Genomic DNA, 23,527 nt, shown 5'->3' with positions numbered 1-23,527 from the left:
ATACGACGAGGAGCGAGACGATGTTAGTCATCTCCATCATTTCCACCAAGGGCGGCGTTGGCAAGACCACGACGACCGCGAATCTGGGCGGTTTCGCCGCGGACGCTGGCCTGCGCGTCCTGTTGCTCGACCTTGACGTGCAACCCACGCTATCGAGCTACTACCCGCTTATGCATCGGGCGCCCTGTGGGATCTACGAACTGCTCGCGTTCAACGAACAGAACCTGGAGCGGCTCGTCTCCCATACCTGCATCGACGGCCTCAGCTTGGTGCTCTCCAACGACGACAGGGGGCAGTTGAACACGCTGCTGCTGCACGCGCCCGATGGGCGCCTGCGCCTGCGGCATCTGCTGCCCGCATTCCAGGCGAGCTACGACCTGGTGCTGCTCGACACGCAGGGCGCGCGCAGTGCGCTGCTGGAGATGGCCGTGCTGGCCTCGGACGTGGCGCTGTCGCCAGTGACACCCGAGATTCTCGCGGCGCGCGAGCTGCGCCGGGGGACATTGCAACTGATCGAGGACATCGCCCCCTACCGGCACCTGGGCATCAAGCCGCCCCCGCTGAACCTGCTGATCAACCGCGTGCATCCGGTATCGGCCAACGCCCGCGTGATCCAGCAGGCATTGCGCCAGATATTCGAGGGACGCAGCGACGTGCGCGTGCTGGACACGGCCATTCCGGCGATCGAAGCCTATCCGCGCGCGGCGACGCAGGGCTTGCCCGTCCATCGCGTAGAGAACCGGCGCCCCACCGGACGCAGCGCGCCTTCCGCGCTGGAGACGATCCGGGCGGTTGCCTGCGAGCTGCTCCCCCAATGGCGGGAGGCTTTCAGCCAGGTCGACGGGAAAACGCCGAAGGAGACAGGCCGTGTCCAGCGCCCATGACCTGACGCGTGGGCACAAGCAGCTTCGCGGCCTGATCGACTTCGCGCTGCGCGAGGGCTGGGACGTCGTGCGGACGCCCGGCGGCCATCTGAAATTCACGAAGCCGGGCCTGCCGCCGATCTATACCGGCTCCACCGCAAGCGACCACCGCGCCGCGCGCAACGCGCGCACCCAGCTCCGACGTGCCGATCGGCAGGCAAGCGCGCCAGGAGACGGCCATGGCTGACCTGACGCCAGCCGACATGGCCTCGAAGCTCCTGGCCGAGGGCTTCCAACGACAAAGCCCCGTCGCGCGGGCATTGAGCGATCCCATCGCGGACACGCCGATGGTCGTGACGCTCGACGAACTGCGCTCCTACGAGCTGGATCCACGCATCACCCGCAATCCGCTTTACGACGAAATCAAGGCGTCGATCCGTGAGCGCGGCCTGGACGCGCCGCCACCGATCACCCGGCGGCCCGACGCCGACCACTACATCATCCGCAATGGCGGCAACACGCGGCTGGCGATCCTGCGCGAGCTGTGGTCGGAGACGAAGGACGAGCGCTTCTTCCGCATCTCGTGCCTGTTCAGGCCCTGGCCTGAACGCGGCGAGATCATCGCGCTGACCGGCCACCTGGCCGAGAACGAACTGCATGGCGGCCTCACGTTCATCGAACGTGCCCTTGGCATCGAGAAGGCGCGCGAGCTGTACGAACAGGAGGTCGGCAAGCCGCTGTCGCAGTCCGAACTCGCCCGCCGTCTTGCCGCAGACGGCTATCCGATCCAGCAGTCGCACATCAGCCGGATGCAGGACACTGTGCGCTACCTGCTGCCCGCGATCCCCAATGTGCTCTACGGCGGACTTGGCCGGCATCAGGTCGAGCGGCTGGCGGTCCTGCGCAAGGCCGCCGAGTGGGCCTGGGAGACGCGCGTACACGGCAAGGTGCAGCCGACCGACTTCGACACGCTGTTCCACGAGGTCCTGGCGCAGTTCGACGCACAGCCCGACGATTTCACCGCACAGCGCGTTCAGGACGAATTGATCGGCCAGATGTCGGACCTGCTCGGCATCGATTACAACGCGCTGGAACTGGATATCGTCAACGTCGAAGGCCGACAGCGCGCGGTGAACAGCCCGCCGACGTTGCCGGCGGAAACACCGGCGCCACCGTCGTCATCGAATCCTGCATCTGCGTCTCAACTACCCGCGTCGGCACCACCACCCGGGACAGCGGCAGCGCCGCCAAGCCGGCAGACAGGCGAAGCCTCGAAGGAGAGCCAGCCGAGGCCAGCAGCCAAGCAGGCGCCGCCACCCGAAGCGCCGCCGATGCTTCCTCCGGCACAGGCAGCACCCGAGGACGAAGAGAACCAGCGGCTGCAAGACCACATCGTCTCGCCGGCGACCAGCACCGAACGGCTGCAGGCGATTCAACAGCTGGTCGCCGAGCACACCGGCGAAGACCGGCCGGACTTCCGCGATAACGTGCTGCGCGCCATTCCAGTCCAGGCCGGCGGTCTCTTTCCCATCACCGACGTTTGGTACATCGAGCCGGGACTGGACACGCCCGAAGGATTGCGCACGCACATCGCGCAGTTTGCCCGCGAGATCGCCGAGGAGGCGCAGCTGGCCGACTGCATCGGCGCGTCGGACGCCGGTCTCGGTTTCGTATGCCTCGCTCCCCGCACGGCCGCGCTGCCGCCGTTCGGCCGGGCGGTGCTGGCCCTGCTGCAGGCCATGGGCCATGGCGCTGAACCACCTGCCGGCGCGCGGCGCGACCCGTTCCCCCTGGAAACGGCGCTCGGCACGCTGCTGCTGGGAAGCGCGCCCGCCACCATGCCTCGCCTCAGCGATACCGGGCTGGTCAAGCTCTTTCGCCTGTTGCGGCTGGCGCGTCGCCTGTTGGACCTGGAAGCAGACGCCAGCGACGCATCCTCGGGCTGATCGGATCGGAGGCGATCATGACGGCACCCCATCCCTTGAACCAAGCTGTTGTCGCCCAGGCCCTGCACGACCTGCGCAACGGCCAACTGCGCCGCTGCCTGGCGATGGGGTTCGGAGAGCGCGAGCTGGACGTGCTCAAGCAGCCGGCGTTGGTCGCGCTGTTGGCCAACGCGCGCGTGCCCTGGTGCACGGTCAAGGTGAACCAAGACATGCTGTGGCGGCTGGTCAGCCAGATGCACGACATTGAGCACGAGATCAGCACGGTCGATCGCATGCTCAGACTCGGTGCCAGTACCGAGATGGTCAGCAAGTTCTATGGACTCACCCACCAGGAAGTCGCCTTGCGGCGCGAGATCCTGGGGCTACCGAAGCGCAAGGGTCGGCACCCGGTGCTGAACGAGGAGCAGGAGACTGCCCTGTGGCATCGCTGGAAGCCCGCCATCGCGGAGCGCGGCATCGCACTGGATGACGAAAGCGCGATGCTGACGTTGACGATGGACCTGGCCGAGTCGCTGTCCTTGCCCATGTCGGTGCTCTGGGCCGCGATACGGAGCTGGATCGATCAAGGGCTGGTGTAGGCCCATGACGACGCCACGCTCTGACGCGACTGGCCCCGTTTCGCTATCGACCATCCTCGACGGCGCCTTGCAGCGCCTGGAAGCTGCGCGCACCCGCGACAGCGGCCCCCAAGACGGCTTTCTGTTCAGTGGCAATCGCCACGAGGCGGTGCCGCGAGCCTTGTTCTTCGATCGACGGCTCACGCCATTGGAGCGCAACGCCTGGCAGGTGTGTCGCTTGATGCTCAACGACGACGGCCTGACTGCGTGGCCGACCTACGAGCAACTGCGCCCATGGCTGACCTCGATGCCCTGCGTGCCGAAAGCGTCCCACGAAACCGTCGCACGCGCCTTGACGGTGTTGCGGCTCACGCGCTGGTTCAGCCTGGTGCGCCGGCGGCGCGACGCCAGAAGCGGTCGCATCCTCGGCAACCTGTACGTGCTGCACGACGAACCGTTGAGTCCGTTCGAGGCCATGCAGCTCGACTCGGGCTACCTGGAGCTGATCAGCCAGGCCCTGACCCATGCGAGCAAGGCCGTTCAGCGCGTAGGACAGCAGGCGCTGCGCGAACTGACCGATGATCCCTTGCTCAACGGCCGCGTGCTGCCAACACGTCTCCAAGTGCTGGCACAGCGCATGGCCCGACAGCCCGCCGACGAGCAAGAGACTTATCCACAGGATCAAGCGGACCAGGAATCCGAAGAAGGCGCCGCACCCCCTCTTCGGAACCGATCGCAGCCGTCTTCCGATTCCGAAGCAGGCGGGAAACCCGGCGAATCCGCCTCTCTTCGGAATCCGAAGCAGGACCGTACTGAAGTACTGAGTAGTCGTATAAATGAAGTACGTACAGTACCGCGCGCGTTGCAGAACCTCCGCCTGCCCGAACGCTTCGGGCACCTGAAACACGAGCAGCAGGCCGGCGCGCTGGTGGCCCTGCAGCAGGTCGACGCCGACCTGCGCCAGTCCGTGCTCGACGAATGGAATGCGCGCTGCCGGGGCAGCACGGTGCGCAATCCTGCGGGCTACCTGTTCGGCATCATCCAGAAGGCGATCCGCGGGGAGTTCAAGGCGTGGGCAGGCCAATCAGACGCCGAATCCGGCGCCGCCAAGCACGCCGGCAATCCCGCACCCGCCGCCAAACCGGCGAGTCCCGAAGTCGTCCAGGCCCGCCTGTCGGAGCTGCGATCGTTGTTGAGCAAGTCGTGACGGCGTTTCGTCCGCGTGATCAGACCGCCTTGGCTCTCCCTGGAGCTATCCCCTGGGGATAGTTGGAACAGCTTGCCTTCCGCGACCGGAAACTGGCGGGGCGCTAGTGCGCTTTGTTGACTGACGGCCTTCCTGCTCGCCGGGATGCTCGCAACTCGTTCACCAACTGTGAGTCGTCTCCATGGCCAACGAACCCTTGCAACTCAATCTCGGGTCGCTGCGCAGTGCGATGTCACTGACGCTGCACACCCATCATGCCTCGCGCATCTGGCACGGCCGCGCTGCTGCAGAAGGCCGGCCCGGCATCGTCGGCCTCAACGGCTACATCGCCGTCATGAACAAAATGAAGCGCGGCGCCGAGCAGGACGATCCGTATAGCGACTGGTGGATGCTTCGGATCGAAGACAAGCTCGCGCAAACCAAAGCCAGCTTGCAGACGCTGCGCGAGCAGGTCGACCAAGCGCTCTCGAACGTGCCGCCAGCTCTGTCGCTGGGTGAGAACCTCAACGTACAGCCGGTCAAGCTGCCCTTGTTCGTCAACGCCCAGCTCGGCTTCATGGCCGTCTACCTGCTGGCGGACTACGACGACCTGGCGCGGAAGCTGATCCTGGCCCATCACACCGCGCTGATCGATCGCTCGACGCTGGAGCGCTGGCTCAATGAGGGCGCCCATGCGCTGCGCAGCCTGTTCTCGCTGGCGCAGCAGTACCGCTATTCCGGCTGCACGCGCGATGACTTCGCCGCCAAGAACGCCGCCGCGCGTGCCGCAGTCGAGAAGTATGGAGAGCTGCCACAGGACGTTCTCGAAGGCACGCGCCGTTCGCGCTACGCCCCTCCCATCGCGCGTCGCTCCCCACTGTCGTCGTCGCCATCGCGCCGCTCGGCGGCGGTGGACGAGCACGAATCGAACGAGGATGACCGCGCCGAACCGGGGGCAACGCCGTCAGAAGCCGATGGGGGTGAGCCAGCATGAAGCCCTCCCTCGACGCGAGCGCTCCCCGGCGCTTCTTCAATCTGGAACAGGCGGACTTCCAGCAACTGGAACACGCAGCCTCTCTAAAAGGCCTTTTAAGACCCTTTAAGGGTAAGAGGACCCTTCAGGACTGGGCCGGCCAGTGCCACGCGCTGCGGGACGGGCTGATCGAACTGGCGCAGCGGCGCGTGCTGGCGCAGGCCGGCACCTATCCCTTCCGCCTGCTGCCCATTCAACTGGCCCAGCAAACCACTGGCGCAGGCACCGTCTTCCTGCGCTGGCGCAGGCAGGACCGCTCCGCGATGGGCGTGGCCCTGTGGCAGGAGCTGATGGAGAGCCCCGCCACGCCGGACACCCTGATCGACGACCTGTTCGCGATGGAGGTCCAGCGCGTCGTGCTGAACATGCAGATCAGCCTGCTGCATACCCTGGGCCGGCAAGCCGTCGACTGCGCCAGCAAGCTCGACCAGGCGCATGCGGTCTACCAGCGCCGCAGCGGGACCGCTGCATCCCAGCCCGGGTCGAACGGCGCAGCGCACACCTGACCGACTTCGACCCCCAGCCACTGCGCCAACCACGGTAGCGCAGGTCATTCCCACCACCACAGGAGTCCACACATGAGCACGCATTTCGTCGGCGAAGGCAACATCGGTTCTGCGCCGGATTTCCGGGAGTTCCCCCACGGCAACGAGGAGCCGCGCAGGCTGCTGCGCCTGAACGTCTACTTCGACAACCCCGTCCCGACCAAGGACGGCTACGAGGACCGCGGCGGCTATTGGGCGCCGGTCGAACTGTGGCATCGCGATGCCGAGCATTGGCAGACCCTGTATCAGAAGGGGATGCGGGTGCTGGTCGAGGGCCGCACGGTCAAGGACGAGTGGGAAGATGCCGAGGAGAACGAGCGCACCACGTTCAAGATCGAAGCGCGCCGCGTCGGCATCCTGCCGTTCCGCGTGGAGTCCGTGAAGCTCAGCGCCAAGCCGGCCAGCACCGATCCGGACCCGGACGCCACGTGAAACCCGGTGGAGCAGCGCCGCGCTCGCGGAGAGCTGCTCCACTTCCTCGCAGCGCCCGGACGCGCCCTATCCCCAGGGGATAGTTCCACTGGCGTCCATGGAGCGCTGCGCCAGCGCCGAAGCAGACGCTTCCGGACCGTGCAGGCCCGTGCACTGCGGCCGCAGCCTGGATGACGGCGCGCTTGCGCCAGCAGAACCTGGGATCCCCCGCTGCCGTGTTGTTTGCTGCCACATTCGCGGCTGCCGGGGAATGCTGACGGTCATTCAATGACCCTCACGCACATCAGGAGGCTTCATGCGCGTGGTTCTGTGCGAGAAGCCTTCCCAGGGCAAGGACATCGCCCGCGTCCTGGGCGCCACGCAGCGAGGCAACGGCTGCTACACCGGCTCTGGCCTCGGCGTGACCTGGGGCATCGGCCATCTGATCGAGACCGCTCCCCCGGAAGCCTACGGTGAGCAGTACAAGCGATGGGCGCTGGAACCGCTGCCCATCATTCCCCAGCACTGGCAGGTCGTGGTCAAGGCCAAGACCGCCACGCAGTTCAAGGTCGTCAAGCAGCTGCTGGCACAGGCCACCGATCTGGTGATCGCGACCGACGCCGATCGCGAGGGCGAGATGATCGCCCGCGAGCTGATCGACTACTGCGGCTACCGCGGCCCGATCCAACGGCTGTGGTTGTCCGCGCTCAACGATGCGTCGATCCGCAAGGCACTCGGCGCGCTCAAGCCGTCCGGCGAGACGTTGCCGCTGTACTACTCGGCCCTGGCGCGCTCGCGCGCCGACTGGCTGATCGGCATGAACCTGAGCCGGCTATTCACTGTGCTCGGGCGCCAGGCCGGCTATTCCGGCGTGCTGTCGGTCGGTCGCGTGCAGACGCCGACGCTGAAGCTCGTCGTGGACCGCGACCGCGAGATCGCGCGCTTCGTCTCCGTGCCGTTCTGGACGATCGAGGTGTTGCTGGCTCATGCCGGCCAGTCCTTCGTGGCCAACTGGACGCCTCCGGCGGGTTGCACCGACGACGCCGGGCGCTGCCTGCAGCAGCCCGTCGCGCAGCAGGCGGACGAACGCATGCGCGCGGCCGTCAGCGCGCAAGTGGTGTCCGTCGAGACCGAGCGCATGCGCGAGGGACCGCCGCTGCCGTTCGACCTGGGAACGCTTCAGGAAGTGTGTTCCAAGCAGCTTGGGCTGGACGTGCAGGAGACGCTGGACATCGCGCAGTCCCTCTACGAGACGCACAAGGCCACGACCTATCCTCGCTCGGATTCGGGCTATCTGCCCGAGAACATGCTGGCCGAAGTGCCGACCGTACTCGACAGCCTGGTCAAGACCGATCCAAGCCTTCGCCCGCTGGTCGCCAAGCTCGATCCCCATCAGCGCTCGCGCGCATGGAACGACGCCAAGGTCACGGCGCACCACGGCATCATTCCAACGCTCGAACCGGCGAACCTATCGGCCCTGAACGACAAGGAGCTGGCCGTCTACCGACTGATCCGCGCCCACTACCTCGCACAGTTCCTGCCGCATCACGAGTTCGACCGCACCGTGGCGCAGTTCGCGTGCGCCGGCCAGTCGCTCACCGTGGTCGGCAAGCAGATTGTCGTGACCGGCTGGCGCCAGGTGCTGGCGGCGCCGGCACCGGACGAACCGGACGAGGACGCACAGCGCAGCCAGGTGCTGCCCGCGCTGCACGCCGGCTTGTCATGCCCCATCGGCGCCGTCGATCTGAAGGCATTGAAGACCCTGCCGCCCAAGCCGTACACGCAGGGCGAGCTGGTCAAGGCCATGAAGGGCGTCGCCAGGCTGGTCACCGACCCGCGGCTCAAGCAGAAGCTCAAGGACACCACCGGCATCGGCACCGAGGCCACGCGCGCCAACATCATCAACGGACTGCTGGGCCGCGGCTATCTGCTGAAGAAGGGCCGCGCGATCCGGGCTTCCGATGCGGCCTTCACCCTGATCGACGCGGTGCCGCCAGCGATCGCAGATCCGGGCACGACCGCCGTGTGGGAACAGGCGCTGGACATGATCGAAGCGCGGCAGATGACGCTGGACGCCTTCATCGCCAAGCAATCCGCCTGGGTCGCCCAGCTCGTGCAGCAATACCGCACCGCAACGCTCTCCATCCAACTGCCACCCGCGCCAGCCTGTCCGCAATGCGGCTCGCCGATGCGCCAGCGCACGGGCAAGAGCGGTGCCTTCTGGTCCTGTAGCCGCTATCCGGACTGCAAGGGCACGATGGCCATCGAATCCGCGACCGGCGGCAAGCGCAGCGCGCCGCGCAAGCGGCGCACCGCACCCAAGGCGTCCTGACGCTCCACGAACCCCGCGCCGCGCCAGCCGTTCCACCGGCGGCATGGCCCAACGCCCGCGCACCCCGCGGGACTCCCCAGCGCGCGTCACCTTCTGCAACGGTGTGCGCGTCCCGCCATGCCCCACGGCCCGCGGGACGAGAAGGCCCTTGCTCCTCGAATCGCATCTGCGCGGTTCCCATGATCGGCGTCGTTGCGTCCACCGCGAGGGGTCCCCCGAAGGCTTGCCGCTTCCAGCGTGATGCGAGTCGTCGGGAGACCCCTCGGGTCGACGGTAATCAGTGCCGGTGCCCGCCGGTGAAACAACGGGCTCCCTTTGTGCACGGATGTGTGCCGAAGAATTTCGACCCCAGCCACGACATGGGTCGGGTGCGACTGCTGATGCAGCGACAGGCTCCACCGACGGCCAAGTCCCTGCGACAGCCCACGGGTGGTTTCTTCCTCCGTCGCCGAAGGCGCAAGCCTTCGGCGCCTTTCTCCTGCCTTCCAGAAACGCGGGACCGACGAACCTGGCACACCCCCTGTCGTCGAGCGGCCGACACCGAGTGCACCCCATCCCGACCGACCACTGGCGGGCGCGCGAACCGAATTCTTGCGAACCGGCAATCGGGAGGCAGCCAGTCCCGATTGCTGAATGACGCGCACGCGCGCACGCCCAATCCTGTGCCCATGCGTCGCTGACTCCTGTCAGCACCATGCCAGCAGCCTCGGTCTTCCAGGCTGCGATGCGGTTCCCCCGCATGACCGAACCAGTCCGCTCCGCATCGTATTGCGGACGAGCGTCCATCCCGACGCCGATGCCTTCTTGTCCACCTCCACGGAAGTTCCATGCCCGTCAGGACATGGCCTCCCGCTCCCTCAGCCAGGAGAAGCCATGCCCCTTGCCTCCACACCAGCGTCATTGAGCGCTGCACAAGCCCGTGCCGAATCCATCGGCTATCTCGCCTTGGCCTACACGGGCAAGCGCCTGCTGCTGCAGATACGTCACAGCGCCACAGGCCACTACATCGGCACCGCCGACGACGACGGCCCCGTTTCCCGAGAGTCCGTCGAGTACTTCCGTTCCCATCAAGCGGCCAACCACGCCCTGACGACCGGGCGATGGCAACAGCGTCTCGAACCCTGAAATCCAACCACCCCGGAGCACTCTCATGAACCTGTCTCTTCCCATCGAAGTACTTGATCAGATCGCGCTGGAGGAACGGCACTTCGCCGAGGCGCCAAAGGCCTTCTTCGAGGCCTGGAAGCGCGGCGCGGAAATCGCCGGTGCCGAATGGTTCGGCGATGGCACGCGCGAAGGCCTGCAGCGGGCCAACAGCAAGTGGGATCTGCGTCCCAACATGCTGATGCTCAATGACGCCCTGGGCGTCCTCAGCAGCGGCCAGCGGATGTTCCTCTCCGCCATGGTGAGCTTCTACAACTCCCGCGAAGGCGGTGCGATGCTCAAGCGCTGCGGCTTCGAGGGTCTGTCCGATCTCGGCGGCCTCGATCTGGAGCGGCGCAAGGTCATCGCGGACCTGACGCTGCACTACACCGGCTGGTGAGCCGCCTCCGGCAATCCAGCACCTTTCCTTTTCCAACCCCACGAGGGACATGCGTCCCCGTTCGGGGCCATGTCCCTCCTTCTTTTCCCAGGAGCGATCATGTCCCGAATTCCCTCTATCGCCGTCGTCCTTGAAGGCGGCCTCGTCCAAGCCATCATCGTCCAGGATTGGTCCGGTGCGATCCCGCTTCCGCGGATCGCGATCGTCGACTACGACACCGAAGGTGCCGACGACGACGAGATCACCCGCTTCTCCATTGGCGACGACCCGGCCGAAGCGGTCTGCCGCATCGAGACACCAGGCGTGTACGAATCCCTCCGGGATGCGCTGTCACCCAGAGCCTTGCTTGCGGCGTTGGGCGAGACCGACGATGACGAGAAACCCTCATCGGCGCTGGTGCTCGCCCGAGAAGTACGCCAGAGCATCCTCGACCTGGACGGCCGGCTCGACCGCCTGGAACAGGCGCCGACCGGCGACGACTACAACGCGCTGTACCAGCTTGCCAACGGCGGCTTGATCGACCTGTTGAAGACCCTGGGCGATCCCACGGACTTCGGCGACTGATCCTCGCTGGCCTTTCACCGCCCGGAGCCTTGCGGCCTCGGGCTTTTCCCTGCGGATGCCATCGTCCGCAGGGGCGTGGCTCCGCGCTTTCATCCCAAAGGAGCCACCATGGCCAACGACTACTACGACGCCACCGGCGTCCTGATGCTTGAACGCGTCACACCCGTCATCACCGCGCTGTTCGGCGGTTTCGATCTGGACGAGTCCTACCCCGGCGACGGGCAGGCTTACATCGCTCGTCTCTCCGAATCCAGCGACCCGCAGTGGAGCGATGTGCTGGAGGCCCTGACCGATCTGGCCAGCCAGCTCGACCTGCCTGTACCGGACGACGACGACTCGGAAAATGATCCGATGGGAACGATCATCGAAGTGCTGGCCAAGCACTTCGGCACAGACCAGAACCCGGAGCTGCAGAACCTGGTGGAACACCATCAGTTCGAGGATTCGGCGGACCTGGAAGCGCTGATGCTGATCGCTTCGTGCTTCAACGACGGCTACAACCTGGCCGCCATCCAGTTCGAGGGCTGCTGGCACTGCAGCAAGCCTCGGCTATTCGAGTTCGGCGGCGAGGGCTGTTTCCTGAGCCGGGAGCTGAGCGTATTCAGCGGATCCAGACAAGCCCTGGACCTGGGACTGGACCTGCGCCAGGCGATTCTCGCCGACGACCTCGACCAGGCCGCCGCCAGGATCGCCAAGGAAACGCTGTCGCTACTTGCGGGCGTCAGCGAGGAATCGATTCGCGATCGCCTGCGTAGGCGTGTCATCGAGCAACTGCTCGGCACCGCGTCATCACCCGCGCCCGTCTGATCGGCCGCGACTTCATTCACCCGCTGGGGATTCAGTCCCCAGCAGGGGATTGACCCAGCCATACTTTTGCTGGAGCAAATCCCATGTCCAAAATCGACAACCCATTTTCCCGCGGTTATCAGAACCCGCGCGTTGTCCGAACGCTCCTCATCACGTATGAGGACGACTGCCCGCCGGTTTGGCGGCCGCTACACGCCAGCCAGGCGCATCTTCCCGACGGCCAAGTCGCGTTGTTTCCTTGCCTCATCGGCAAGGACTTCGCGCTGATCACCGAAGGGCAGGAGGTGCCCGAAGAGCTGGAGAACCAGTGCCAGACTGAAGGCATCGTACGCACCGTCGCCTATGCCATCGGGGCGGACGACTTCGACGGTCAGCCCGTGCACATAGGCGATACCTACTCAGAGGCAACCGCCCGCGAGGTGGTGCGACGCCTGAAGTTCGAGACCGGCTTCTACAGCCGGTGCTGGGAAATCAGTTCGGCGCACATCACCGAGGAGGCGGGTCGCTATCTTGCCGAGCTGGCCGATCTCGCGACGCCGAGCCGCTTCCTGTTCGTCGCCTTCCGCATTCCGTACAGCCCGGCGATCGGCGTAAAGCTGATTGCCACACCTTGGTCGGACGAGAACCTGCAGCACGTCGAAGGCATTTCCGCCGAACGACTGCGCCAGGAACATCGGAAGAAAGGCATGCCGGAATGTCTCGTCGAGGTGCTTCATCTTGCCGCATTGGCAGACGTTCGCGTGCTGGTGTTCGACGCCGATGCCCCGATACTGGAAGGCCTGAAGCTGTACGAAGAAGAGTAGACCCCTGAGCCCCCCACGCGGGGGCTCTTTCTTTTCCAGAACCCGGTGCCGGCGGAGTTCCGATTTCCCGCCGATCCCGACCACGCATTCCGTCAGGCTCCCTGCATGTTTGCTGGCGCTGCCGGCAGCATCCCAGGCAGTCGAGACCTTCAAGACTGCAACGCGGTTCGCCGCGTCGGTCGTTCCTCATCCCCGGGCGCATGTCGCGTCCATCACCCACAAGGGACTTTCCTCCCTTGCGGGCGGGAGTCCCTTGGCTTTCCACAAGGAGTCTCCCATGGATACCCAAGCCATTCGTGCTCAGATGCCGACGCTGGTTCAGGGCCACGTGCCATCCAACGTCCGCAGCTTCAAGTTCAACATCTTCGATGGCCAGCCCAAGGTTTCGGCCCTGGGGTTCCCTTTCGATCCCAAGCCATTCGACGGCAAGGTCATCGCCAAGACCGCCGAGGCCGTCGTCGTCAAGACCGGACGCGCCGAGTTCGCGGTGCTCGACCGGACGCTCGTGACCGACGACCCCGACGAGGGAGCCAAGGTGCATGTCGAACCGTATGCCAGGCGTCGCTTCGACGGTCTGCGGGCGGACACGCCCGAAGAGCGGACCGAACGAACGGCCGAAGGCGTGCCTTACACGGTGCAGACCTACATCCTGGGCAGCGCGCCGGCCAAGCTGCCGATCCCGGAGCCGAACTGCCCCGAACTGCGTGACCTGATCGAGCAGTTGGAGAGGTTGCCGGCTCCCGACGGCTTTCGGCGTATCACTCACATGCTGGTCGATGCGGGTGCGAAGGACTTCACCTGGGTCGATCCGACGCCGGACAAGATCATCGAGACGCCCCCGGCGATCGGCTTCACCGTCGCTACTGGAAAGTTCGCGGGACAGGTCACCGTGCTGTACGACCGCGGCGCCGACGTCTACGTGATGGAGCTTCACCGCGGCGACGAGCTCGTGGATCGGATCGACGAGGTGTACTTCGACGATCTTGGCGAAACACTGGAGCGGCTGATCGACGACGGCTCCTGGCGGTTCATCCGCGTGCAATGCGTGTCAGGACGCAAAGCCGTCCGGCACTGATCACAGCCTCGCTTCCCGCCCCACGGCGGGAAGCCTCCCTCTTTTCCCATCTTCAGGAGATCACCATGTCTCTTCGATTCAAGAACGCGAATCTGCGGCCCGTGCTCGCTGAAGCCGCGGCCAACCGGTGCCACGTTGTCCTGGTGAAGGATCAGGGCGTCTACTTCCTAGCCGAGCGCGGAGAGCGGCGTCCCGACGGGCGGCAGAAGCTGGTCGCTTACGCTGTCGGCTGCAATCCAGACGTCGATCCCTTCAACGCCTGGTGGGAGCAGGCACGCGTCGAGTTGGGCGGAGATGACTTCGCCGAGTACTTCGATCCGCAGGATCGCCTGTTCGCTCGGATCCAGAGCAGCGAGGACGACCTCGAACTCTCGGCGACCCAAACGCACCTGTCACTACAGACCGTGGACCCCGCACCCGCCAATCACTGAGCGCCCGTCCCACTAGCCCCCGTCACCGGGGGCTTTTCTTTGCGCAGACTTGGCGGCTCGCTTCCCGCTGCCGAATGCGGTCGCCAGCCGGTGCCGATTCCTGCTCGTATCGGCAGCCCCCGCGCGTACGCTGCCAGATACGTTCCGCTGATGTTGTCAGCGTCAACCAGCAACTTTCGGTCTTCCAGGTTGCGCACGGCTTGCCCGTGTGACCGAACCAGTTCGCATCGCATCCTCGCGCGAACGACCACCGGCCTGCTGGTGGTGATGCACTCGATGTTCCTCAACCCACCGCGGGGTTACGCACCTCCCCGCCGTGGGACAGGTGTGTCTCCGCATTCTTGATCCCAAGTCTGGAGATTCACCATGACCACAGCATCCAACGCAAAGTCCTACTTCGACCTTCACACCTCGGGCATCGGCTACATCCAGCGCGCCCGCGAAGTGAAGACCACCGGCGGCCGCAAGGCGCAGCCGTTCCTGGCCTGCACCATCGCCGCGTTCGTGGGTTCCGCCAAGGACCCAGCCTTCCGCTACTTCGATGTGAAGGTGTCCGGCGCAGAGGCCAAGAAGCTGGTCCAGCGCTACATCGGCATCGACGATCCCAAGCGTCGTCCGCTCGTGCGCTTCCGTCTCGGCGACCTCTGGGTCGATCCGTTCATCCGTCCCAAGGGCGATCGCAAGGGCGACCCGGCGGCCAGCCTCAAGGCGCGGCTGCTCAAGGCCGAGCTGCTGGATCGTGCCGAACTGGCGACGATCGAACAGCACGAGCTGATCACCCGCGGCATCGGTTATCTCAACCGTCCCAAGATGGTGAAGCCGGCGGACAACGATCCGTTCCTGGCGTGCACTGTCGCGGCGCTGGCTGGCCTCGTCGATGACCCGGACTACCGGTACATCGACACCATAGTCGCCAACCGCGATGCCCAGCATCTCGTGCGGCGCTGCATGTCGGCCGTCGAGGCGGAGAAGAAGGTACTGATCGCTTTTCGTCTCAACGACATGAAGGCCGATCCGTACATCCGCACCAAGGGCGAGCAGGCCGGCGAAGCCGCGGCCAGCCTGGAATCGAAGCTGGTCCACATCGGCCTGATCAAGATCGATGGCCAACAGATGTATCCACCGCGGTCCGAGACTGACGCGACCCAGGACGCTCCCGCGCCCGAAGCAAGCGGCCAGGCCGAGGACGTAGAAGGCACCGAGGTGTCCGCACAGCCCGCCCCGCGGGAAGCGGAAGTCGAAGTGCCCGAGGAGGAGCCCGCCCTCGCGGCGTCGTTCTGATCCGCAAGGCCCATCCGGGCTCTGTTCGTTCCTCCAAGCATCCATGCCGCCGGCACTTCGGTGTCGGCGGCATGCGGTTGCCTCGGTTCATCCCTCATCCCGCAGCCCGTCCGGGCTGTTCTTCATCCCTGCAAACCATCCTCGCCGGCCTCGGGCCTGCGCGGCGGCTTGCGCTTTTTCTCAAGGAGACTTCTATGCAACTCGCATCTCGCTTCGGATCGGGATCTCCCGTGCTGCGTTCGGATCGCCCGCTGTCGGACGATCAGATCCGCACCGTCGCCCCGTCCATCTTCGCCGAGGCCGCGCACGAGAGCCGGTCGGAGCGCTATAGCTACATCCCCACGGCCACCGTGCTGACGAAGCTGCGCGACGAAGGCTTCGAGCCGTTCTTCGTGTGCCAGACCCGCGTGCGGCAGGAGGATCGCCGCGACTACACCAAGCACATGCTGCGGCTGCGGCACGCCAGTCAGATCAACGGCAGCGAGGCCAACGAAATCATCTTGCTCAACTCGCACGATGGCACCAGCAGCTACCAGATGCTGGCCGGCGTCCTCGTCTTTGCCTGCCACAACGGTCTGGTGTTCGGCGACATGACTGCCGACGTGCGCGTCCCCCACAAGGGAGACGTCGCGTCCCACGTCATCGAAGGCGCCTACGAAGTCCTAAGCGGCTTCGAGCGCGTCGATCAGTCCCGCGAGGCGATGCGCGCCATCTCGCTGGACAGCGGCGAGGCGGAAGTGTTCGCGCGCTCGGCGCTGGAACTGAAGTACGACGGTTCCAAGCCGGCGCCGATCACGGAGAGCCAGCTGCTGCGTCCACGGCGGTACGAAGACCGTGGTTCCGACCTGTGGTCCACGTTCAACCGCGTGCAGGAGAACCTGGTCAAGGGGGGCCTGGACGGTCGCACTGCCAACGGGCGCCGGCAACACACACGGCCGGTGCAAGGCATCGACCAGAACGTGCGCCTGAACCGCGCCCTTTGGCTGCTGGCCGAAGGCATGCAGAAACTGAAAGCGTAAGCGTCCAGCGGACCAGACCCTCGCGGGCTTGGTCCGCTTTTTCTTGCGCGACGCATCGCCGGGCCTGCAAGACGGGCCGCTGTGCCGGAAAACAGGGGGTCGGCCGGAATCGCATTGCTGCTCCCCCTGGTGCCAGAACAGGTCGCAACCTACCCCCCATGTCCGCCGGCCTCGCCGGCAACATGCCCAGGCAGCCTCGACCTTCAAGGCTGCGGTGCATCTAACCGCACTGGTCTCGATCTTTCCGAGCGCGTTTCGCGTCCGTCTAGTCCCTCTCGCTAACCGTCCTGCGTCCCTCGCGGGCCGGCACCACGTTTCCGTTTCCCCACGAGGTCGCCCCCGTCCATCCGGCCGGTCGGGTCCCTTGCTTTCTGCCATCAAAGGAGTCGTCACATGACCGCTGCAAACCAAGCTCATCTGGAATCCATCATCGTCCCCGGCCAACTCAAGCTGCGCACCATCCGTGGCCGTCATGGGCCATTCAACGTCGGACTGCTCGCTTGCCCCCTGGGCGAGTTCGTCGTCAAAGACCCGGAGTTCGAGCAGTACAAGGAAGGCAAGTACGACGGCGAGTTCGCCATCGGACGCATCTTCGCCAAGTCCTTCGTGTCCCTGGGCGGCGTCAGGGTCGAGATCCGCGCCAGCCTCAACGGCATGACCCTCTCCGGCATCGACAAGCTGGGCAGGGAGGAAGCTCGCAACTTCAACGTCCAGGAAGTCGATCCGATCGACGAGGACCAGCCGGCGACCGCGGTGGCAACACCCACGGCCGCGTCGGCGCTAAGCTCGAACGATCCTCTGATCGACACGCGGCCCTTCGGTATGGACGCGCCCGCCACCGTCACGGCGGCGGACGGACCTGATGCCGAGGATGCTGCGCTGTTCGGCCTGCTGTGGCCGCTGGCCGAGACCTTCAAGCTGGACTCGACCATCGATCGCCGCACGTTGCGCCTGCAGTGTGCCCGCCTCAACAAGCTCGGCTACAGCTTCGATGCCACGTCTCAGCAGTGGCAACGCACGCCGGTGCTGGAGGCGGCCTGATCGCCAGACGCAGCCGCGGCTTCTTACCTACCACCCGCCGGGGTTCCTTCCCCACGCGGGGGAGGACTCCGGATTCTTTCTTTCTGGAGGTCTTCATCATGTCCACCGTCGCTTTCGATACCCCCCGTTCCGCGTTGGATGAACCCGCGTGGCGGGCTCTCTGCAAGACGGCTGCCGAACATGCGCAGCGCGGTTGCGGCCTTTCTTACGAGCACTACGTGACGCTTTTCAGTTCCGAGATCGACGCGCAAGTCGGTCGATTGCCCGAAGACCAGCGTGCACAGGCTCTGCAGATTGCACAGGAATGGGACTACGCAACACCTGCCGAAAGGCAGGAAACCCAGGACTGGCTCGCTGAAGACGGCTGCTGCACGCACGGCATCACACTGGGCTGCTGCCCGGCCGGTTGCGGTTCGTACTGAGCCAGGAGGAACCAACATGGACCCGATCCTGGCAGCGCTGCCGTCCGCGTTGTTGGCGTTTGTCGAAGGGCAGTTGTCCAACGATGAAGTGTCATCCGACGAGGAAATGCTGGAGCACTTCATCAGCAACGGCCTCACCGAGGAACAGGCGCGGCAAGCACTGACCTACCGCGACCAGTACCTCAACAACATCTACCTGACCGGCTTCACGCCGATCACCGCGGTAGACGAGTCGCTTCATTTCAACCCGCACACCCGGCAGTTCGAGCCGGACTGAGCATCTTCCTTCCACCCCAAGGGGCGGCATCCGCCCTCGGGCGGGTGCTGTCCTCCATCTTCTTCGAGGACATCACCATGCCCAACTTCAATACGCTGTACCGCATCGACGAATGCCCGGACCTCATGACCGACGGCTTCGTCGGCGACGAGCAAGGCAACCTGATCTTCCTGTCCGTCTGGGGACGCGATACCGCCACCCAGGAGTTCATTGCTCGCCTGACCCTCGGGCGCGACGAGCAAGGACTGGACCAGTTCCACATCCTCACCGAGCAAGGCGGCTCGATCCCGGTCTTCGTCGGCAACGTCGAGCAGCTGGACAAGTGCAGCAATCGTGCATACCGCCGCACGCTGTTCGGCTCTCTCGTCCACCTGTGGCTGTTCGACCGCCGCTGCGTGAAGCCCGATAAGGCCAACGCCAGCGCGCTGGCGCTGCTGCCACGAGGCTCGGATCACCGGGTCGACCGGCTGTGGGCGCTGGTGCGAGACACCTGCCCGCTGCCCTTGCTTGATCACTGGCGCGACACCGTGCTGGAGCTGTTGCAGACGCAATCGATGCTGAGCCGTCTTCCCGCTGCCCTCGGGCCGCTGGAAGGTCATCGACTCGCCATCGACGTGCCCGCGCTGACCAAGGCGCTGGGGACGCTGATCCGCAACGGCGTGCTCGGTCCGGACGCATCCGTGTCCCGCACTGCATCCGAACGACTGCTCGCAACAGCAGCGTGAGGACTTCACGAACGGACGTGCGCCAGCACGTCCGCTCACCTTCATCTTCGCTACCCAGGAGAATCCGATGGCACTTATGTTCCCGCGGCTCGCCCGCAATTTCGCAAAGAACGGGTACTTCCCTACCGACGAACCCACGCTCGAAAGAGCACTCGCCGCACTGGCGCCCACCGACGGGCCGATGTGCATTCTCGATCCGTGCGCCGGCGAAGGCGTGGCCATCGCCGAAGCCGCTCATGCCCTCGGGCGCGAGCAGGTCAGCGCGTTCGCCGTCGAGTACGACGCCGAGCGTGCCCGCCACGCACGCACGATGGTCGATCACTGCATCCATGGTGATCTCATGGACACGCTGATCTCCAGGCAGTCGTTCGGCCTGCTCTGGCTTAACCCGCCTTACGGTGACCTGTCCAACGACGCGAACGGCAACATCGGCTACCAGGGCCAAGGCCGTGCACGACTGGAGAAGCTGTTCTACCAGCGCTCGCTGCCGCTGCTGCAATACGGCGGCGTGCTGGTGTTCATCGTGCCGAGCTACGTCCTCGACGCCGAGCTGGTCGGGTGGCTGACGCGCCACTTCGCCGGCCTGCGCATCTACCGTGCGGTGGAGACGCAGTTCAAGCAGGTGGTGATCTTCGGTCGGCGCGCGCGTCAGCGCGACCAGGCAACGGATTCGGTCAAAGCCACGCGTGGTCTGCTCCTGCAGATCGGGCAAGGCGATGCCGAGGCCGAGGAACTGCCGGCCGAATGGCCGTTCCTGCCGTATGTCGTTCCCGGCATCCACGCCGAGCCGGAGCACTTCTATCGCGTGACCATGGAGCCCGAGCAGTTCGCCGACGAAGTTGGCCGGCTGCAAGGACTCTGGCCTTCGCTGGATGTCCATCTCGGGCCGGCGCAGCAGTCGCTGCGACCGCCGGCCAGGGCCTTGTCTCAGTGGCATCTCGCCCTGGCGCTGGCCGCGGGCGCGATCTCCGGCGTGGTGAAGTCCAAGACCGGGCGCGTGCTCGCAGTCAAGGGCGATACGCACAAAGAGAAGACGCTCCAGACCGAGTACACCGAGCGTGACGACGGCTCCGTCGCCGAAACACGCATCCTGACCGACAAGTTCGTCCCGGTCATTCGTGCCTGGGACATGACACCTGACTCGCCCACGCGGGGCGAGGTTCTGACGATCCGCTGATCTCGGGCGGCGCAACGCCGCCTTCATCGAAACCTGACGGCGCAAGCCGTCGCCATTCATCCCACCCAGGGGCATGTCATCGCCCCGCGGGGGAGGTGCGTGCCCCATTCACTTGGAGCACCACCATGTCTCTCGATCTCGACACCGTTCCGTCCTCCGCGGAAGGCACGTCCTTGCAGGGCGAGCTGCTCGACGCGGAATCGTCCCCGCTCACGATGAGCTTGCAGGATTTCGTCGCCGAATGCGGCGACGACCTGCTGGATTCCCTCAATCGCGCCAATCCGCCCGTCTACACCGGGCGGCCCCAGGCGCACCGCCAGTTGATCCTGGCAAGTCTGAAGCGCCAGTTGTTCCCGGCCCAGGCCGATGTCGTGCATGCCGTCAGCGAGCTGTTGATCGCTCGCGGCGAGCGTGCCGCGATCGTCAATGGCGAAATGGGCTGCGGCAAGACGACGGTGGGCATCGCCACGGCGGCGGTGCTCAACGCCGAAGGCTATCGGCGCACGCTGGTCCTGAGTCCTCCCCACCTGGTCTACAAGTGGCGGCGGGAAATTCAGGAGACCGTCGCCGGTGCGCGCGTCTGGGTGCTCAATGGCCCGGATACGCTCGTCAAACTCATGAAGCTGCGCGAGCAGCTGAATGTGCCGACGCAGGGCCCGGAGTTCTTCGTTCTCGGCCGCGTCCGGATGCGGATGGGATTCCACTGGAAGCCCGCCTTCACCCGGCATCGGACGCCCCACGGCGACGTGGGCGCGTGCCCCGACTGCGGCCAGGTCATCACCGACCTCGACGGCGAGCCGATCAACCCACTCGACCTCGAAGCCGAGGAGCAGCGCCGCAAGTGCGGTCAGTGCGGCTCCGCGCTGTGGAGCCTGATCCGTCCCAAGGGCCTATCCGCCAGCGACCAGTCCTCCGCGGTTCAAAAGGCGCTGACGCGCATTCCGACGATCGGGCAAGTCACCGCACAGAAGCTGATGAAGCGCTTCGGCGACGGCTTCCTGGCCTCGATGCTCGGCGACAACATCCACGAGTTCATCAACCTCATGGATGGCAACGGCGAGCTGGTCTTCTCGGACCGCCAGGCGCACCGGATGGAACGCGCGATGGCGAACATGGAGTTCGGCTTCGGCGAGGGCGGCTATCAGCCCAGCGAGTACATCAAGCGATACCTGCCGCAGGGTACGTTCGATCTTCTGATCGCCGACGAGGCGCACGAGTACAAGAACGGCGGAAGCGCCCAGGGCCAGGCGATGGGCGTGCTCGCAGCGAAGGCGCGCAAATGCGTGCTGCTGACCGGCACGCTCATGGGCGGCTACGGCGACGACCTGTTCCACCTGCTGTTCCGGGCGCTGCCCGGACGCATGATCGAAGATGGCTACCGGCCGACCAAGAGCGGAAGCATGACGTCGGCCGCGATGGCGTTCATGAGGGACCACGGGGTCCTGAAGGACATCTACTCCGAGAGCAAGAGCACCGCACACAAGACGGCCAAGGGCTCGAAGGTGTCGGTGCGCACCGTCAAGGCGCCGGGCTTCGGCCCCAAGGGCGTCCTGCGTTGCATCCTGCCGTTCACGGTCTTCCTCAAGTTGAAGGACATCGGCGGCAACGTGCTGCCACCCTACGACGAGGAGTTCCGCGAAGTCGCAATGGAGGCGGATCAAGCCACCGCCTACCGTGGTCTGTCCAGCCGTCTGACCCAGGAGCTGAAGCAGGCCCTGGCGAGGAGGGACACCACCTTGCTGGGTGTGGTCCTCAATGTCCTGCTGGCGTGGCCGGACTGCTGCTTCCGATCGGAAACGGTGGTGCATCCGCGCACGCGCAACACCTTGGCGTTCGTCCCGGCTCAGTTCAACGAGTTCGAGATCACGCCGAAAGAGCGCGAGCTGATCGACGTCTGCAAGCAGGAGAAGGCGGAAGGTCGCAAGACCCTGGTCTACTCGGTCTACACCGGCACGCGCGATACGACCTCGCGCCTGAAGGTGCTGCTGGAGCAAGAAGGTTTCAAGGTGGCCGTGCTGCGCGCGAGCGTAGATGCGTCCCGCCGGGAAGACTGGATCGCCGAGCAGTTGGATCGCGGGATCGATGTCCTGATCACGAACCCGGAGCTGGTCAAGACGGGCCTCGATCTGTTGGAGTTCCCGACGATCGTGTTCATGCAGAGCGGCTACAACGTCTACTCGTTGCAGCAGGCGGCACGGCGCTCGTGGCGCATCGGGCAGAAGCAGCCCGTGCGCGTGATCTATCTCGGCTACGCCAATTCCTCGCAGATGACCTGCCTGGGATTGATGGCCCGCAAGATCATGGTGTCGCAGAGCACGTCGGGAGACGTGCCCGAGTCGGGACTCGATGTCCTGAACCAAGACGGGGATTCCGTCGAAGTGGCGCTGGCCAGGCAACTGGTCGCCGCCTAGCTCCTCCATGCCGGCGGCCCCTTCAGGGGGCCGCCTTCTTTCTGACGCATCCCTATCTCATCACTCATCCTGCCAAGGAGAATCATCATTGCAAGACGACAAGCTGTTTCGTACAGAAGTGTCCTCCACCGACGAGTATGCCGATCTGCCGGCCGCCGTCGAATTCTCGATCGACCTCTCTACCGCGCGCGAGATTCTTCTTCTCTCAGCGGTCGTGAAGACACATGGTCTCTACAAAGTCGAGAAGTTCGACTACCGCGCCCAATACTTGTCGTGTAGCGACGAGGAGGCCTTGGATCGGACCGACTCGGTCGAAGACGACCGGTTCGTTCGCACGGAAGCAGATACGCTCAACGTCTCCGATACCCATTTCTGGTTTGCAGCGTATCTCAAGCACACCGACATCGAGATCAGTAGCGAGCAGTTGCCGATAGGCGATCTGGTCTCTCACTTCAACCTGGTGCCAGGCGCTGAGAACCCGGGCCTGGATGCCACGTCTTCGCCCCGCCACGGTGATTGACCAAGGCCAGCCTGGCCTATGGCCCATGCGAGCCGCTGACCTCTTTTCTTCCTTCAATAGCCTCGACAACGAGGTAAGGAGCATCCCATGAAACCCCTGCACATTGCGGTCGCGTCCCGCAGCGCTTCGGGCATGGCTGACATGCCCATCTTTACCGTTAGCGTGACGCAGGCCGAGTACCGCCTCGGCGCCCACTACGACAAGGCCGAGGTGCTGGCTGCAGAAGCCGGTTATAAACGGCCCTTCGTCTGCTTCGATGCCACCGAACAGGGCGCCATCCTGTCGGCGGCCCACACGCTGGACCTGGTTCCCCAGATCGTCGTGATAGACATGACCGACGGTTTCGTCCGTTCGGTGTGTTGCGACACCGGCAGCATCAAGGTGATCTGCTACGACGAGAGCAATACCGACGAGGACTGCGAAGCCATCGCCGAACACCCTGTCGGCGAGAACGGTCAGCTGGTCCGCTGTTGGGCACACGTCCAGATCGCGGATGCCGATCCGGGCTTGATTAAAGCCCGCGGCTGATCCTCGCATTTCCAGCATCACGACGGCCCT

Annotated in this window: 26 protein-coding genes; all 26 read left to right on the top strand. The window is 65.2% G+C overall.

The window, feature by feature from the left end:
* Positions 1-20: 20 nt before the first annotated feature.
* Entirely contained in the window at positions 21-884 is an 864-nt protein-coding gene (locus tag DSC_RS03215) for a ParA family protein (protein WP_014159688.1), read from the top strand.
* The gene (locus tag DSC_RS03210; RefSeq protein ID WP_014159687.1) at positions 868-1,110 is read left to right on the top strand and encodes a hypothetical protein; all 243 of its coding nucleotides are present in this window, start codon (positions 868-870) and stop codon (positions 1,108-1,110) included. Before DSC_RS03215 ends, DSC_RS03210 begins: the two co-directional genes overlap by 17 nt.
* Positions 1,103-2,809 carry a ParB family protein gene (locus tag DSC_RS03205; RefSeq protein ID WP_014159686.1) on the top strand — a complete coding sequence of 569 codons (1,707 nt, stop codon included), beginning with the start codon at positions 1,103-1,105 and terminating at the stop codon, positions 2,807-2,809. Before DSC_RS03210 ends, DSC_RS03205 begins: the two co-directional genes overlap by 8 nt.
* A gap of 17 nt (positions 2,810-2,826) precedes the next feature.
* The gene (locus tag DSC_RS03200) at positions 2,827-3,387 is read left to right on the top strand and encodes a DUF2857 domain-containing protein (RefSeq protein ID WP_014159685.1); all 561 of its coding nucleotides are present in this window, start codon (positions 2,827-2,829) and stop codon (positions 3,385-3,387) included.
* A 4-nt stretch (positions 3,388-3,391) separates the two neighbouring features.
* Positions 3,392-4,573, top strand: a complete 1,182-nt coding sequence (locus DSC_RS03195) for an STY4528 family pathogenicity island replication protein (RefSeq protein ID WP_043290368.1) — start codon at positions 3,392-3,394, stop codon at positions 4,571-4,573.
* 181 nt (positions 4,574-4,754) lie between these two features.
* Complete coding sequence (locus tag DSC_RS03190) at positions 4,755-5,546, top strand: PFL_4669 family integrating conjugative element protein (RefSeq protein ID WP_014159683.1); 792 nt, start codon at positions 4,755-4,757, stop codon at positions 5,544-5,546.
* Complete coding sequence (locus DSC_RS03185) at positions 5,543-6,091, top strand: DUF3158 family protein (RefSeq protein WP_043290367.1); 549 nt, start codon at positions 5,543-5,545, stop codon at positions 6,089-6,091. Before DSC_RS03190 ends, DSC_RS03185 begins: the two co-directional genes overlap by 4 nt.
* Positions 6,092-6,163: 72 nt before the next feature.
* On the top strand, positions 6,164-6,562 hold the full coding sequence (locus DSC_RS03180) for a single-stranded DNA-binding protein (RefSeq protein WP_014159681.1): 399 nt from the start codon (positions 6,164-6,166) through the stop codon (positions 6,560-6,562).
* Positions 6,563-6,857: 295 nt separating this feature from the next.
* On the top strand, positions 6,858-8,873 hold the full coding sequence (locus DSC_RS03175; RefSeq protein WP_014159680.1) for a DNA topoisomerase III: 2,016 nt from the start codon (positions 6,858-6,860) through the stop codon (positions 8,871-8,873).
* An 873-nt stretch (positions 8,874-9,746) separates the two neighbouring features.
* Positions 9,747-9,998 (top strand): hypothetical protein, encoded by a 252-nt coding sequence (locus DSC_RS03170; protein ID WP_014159679.1) that lies wholly within the window; start codon positions 9,747-9,749, stop codon positions 9,996-9,998.
* A 25-nt stretch (positions 9,999-10,023) separates the two neighbouring features.
* Positions 10,024-10,416: a hypothetical protein gene (locus tag DSC_RS03165; protein WP_014159678.1), complete on the top strand. Its 393-nt coding sequence runs from the start codon at positions 10,024-10,026 to the stop codon at positions 10,414-10,416.
* Positions 10,417-10,515: 99 nt separating this feature from the next.
* A complete protein-coding gene (locus DSC_RS03160; protein WP_014159677.1) occupies positions 10,516-10,980 on the top strand; it encodes a hypothetical protein in 465 nt (154 codons plus the stop codon).
* Between the two features lie 108 nt (positions 10,981-11,088).
* Complete coding sequence (locus tag DSC_RS03155; RefSeq protein WP_014159676.1) at positions 11,089-11,787, top strand: hypothetical protein; 699 nt, start codon at positions 11,089-11,091, stop codon at positions 11,785-11,787.
* Positions 11,788-11,870: 83 nt separating this feature from the next.
* Complete coding sequence (locus DSC_RS03150; protein WP_043290366.1) at positions 11,871-12,590, top strand: DUF5983 family protein; 720 nt, start codon at positions 11,871-11,873, stop codon at positions 12,588-12,590.
* 277 nt (positions 12,591-12,867) lie between these two features.
* The gene (locus DSC_RS03145; protein ID WP_014159674.1) at positions 12,868-13,665 is read left to right on the top strand and encodes a hypothetical protein; all 798 of its coding nucleotides are present in this window, start codon (positions 12,868-12,870) and stop codon (positions 13,663-13,665) included.
* A gap of 65 nt (positions 13,666-13,730) precedes the next feature.
* On the top strand, positions 13,731-14,096 hold the full coding sequence (locus DSC_RS03140) for a DUF3085 domain-containing protein (protein ID WP_014159673.1): 366 nt from the start codon (positions 13,731-13,733) through the stop codon (positions 14,094-14,096).
* Positions 14,097-14,462: 366 nt separating this feature from the next.
* Positions 14,463-15,377, top strand: coding sequence for a DUF3577 domain-containing protein (locus DSC_RS03135; protein ID WP_014159672.1), 915 nt, complete (start codon positions 14,463-14,465; stop codon positions 15,375-15,377).
* Positions 15,378-15,571: 194 nt separating this feature from the next.
* Positions 15,572-16,396: a DUF932 domain-containing protein gene (locus DSC_RS03130; RefSeq protein ID WP_014159671.1), complete on the top strand. Its 825-nt coding sequence runs from the start codon at positions 15,572-15,574 to the stop codon at positions 16,394-16,396.
* Positions 16,397-16,789: 393 nt separating this feature from the next.
* A complete protein-coding gene (locus tag DSC_RS03125) occupies positions 16,790-17,437 on the top strand; it encodes a DUF3275 family protein (protein ID WP_014159670.1) in 648 nt (215 codons plus the stop codon).
* 98 nt (positions 17,438-17,535) lie between these two features.
* A complete protein-coding gene (locus DSC_RS03120) occupies positions 17,536-17,859 on the top strand; it encodes a hypothetical protein (RefSeq protein ID WP_014159669.1) in 324 nt (107 codons plus the stop codon).
* Between the two features lie 16 nt (positions 17,860-17,875).
* The gene (locus DSC_RS03115) at positions 17,876-18,136 is read left to right on the top strand and encodes a hypothetical protein (RefSeq protein ID WP_014159668.1); all 261 of its coding nucleotides are present in this window, start codon (positions 17,876-17,878) and stop codon (positions 18,134-18,136) included.
* Between the two features lie 77 nt (positions 18,137-18,213).
* The gene (locus DSC_RS03110) at positions 18,214-18,861 is read left to right on the top strand and encodes a hypothetical protein (RefSeq protein WP_043290911.1); all 648 of its coding nucleotides are present in this window, start codon (positions 18,214-18,216) and stop codon (positions 18,859-18,861) included.
* Positions 18,862-18,928: 67 nt separating this feature from the next.
* The gene (locus DSC_RS03105; RefSeq protein WP_014159666.1) at positions 18,929-20,038 is read left to right on the top strand and encodes a DUF6094 domain-containing protein; all 1,110 of its coding nucleotides are present in this window, start codon (positions 18,929-18,931) and stop codon (positions 20,036-20,038) included.
* A 125-nt stretch (positions 20,039-20,163) separates the two neighbouring features.
* A complete protein-coding gene (locus DSC_RS03100) occupies positions 20,164-22,449 on the top strand; it encodes a helicase-related protein (protein ID WP_083833445.1) in 2,286 nt (761 codons plus the stop codon).
* Between the two features lie 88 nt (positions 22,450-22,537).
* Positions 22,538-22,969, top strand: coding sequence for a hypothetical protein (locus DSC_RS03095; RefSeq protein ID WP_014159664.1), 432 nt, complete (start codon positions 22,538-22,540; stop codon positions 22,967-22,969).
* A gap of 87 nt (positions 22,970-23,056) precedes the next feature.
* The gene (locus DSC_RS03090) at positions 23,057-23,497 is read left to right on the top strand and encodes a hypothetical protein (RefSeq protein WP_014159663.1); all 441 of its coding nucleotides are present in this window, start codon (positions 23,057-23,059) and stop codon (positions 23,495-23,497) included.
* The last annotated feature ends 30 nt before the right edge of the window (positions 23,498-23,527 follow it).

The sequence above is a fragment of the Pseudoxanthomonas spadix BD-a59 genome (assembly GCF_000233915.3).
GTDB lineage: Bacteria > Pseudomonadota > Gammaproteobacteria > Xanthomonadales > Xanthomonadaceae > Pseudoxanthomonas_A > Pseudoxanthomonas_A spadix.
This window is presented reverse-complemented; position numbering and strand designations above follow the sequence as displayed.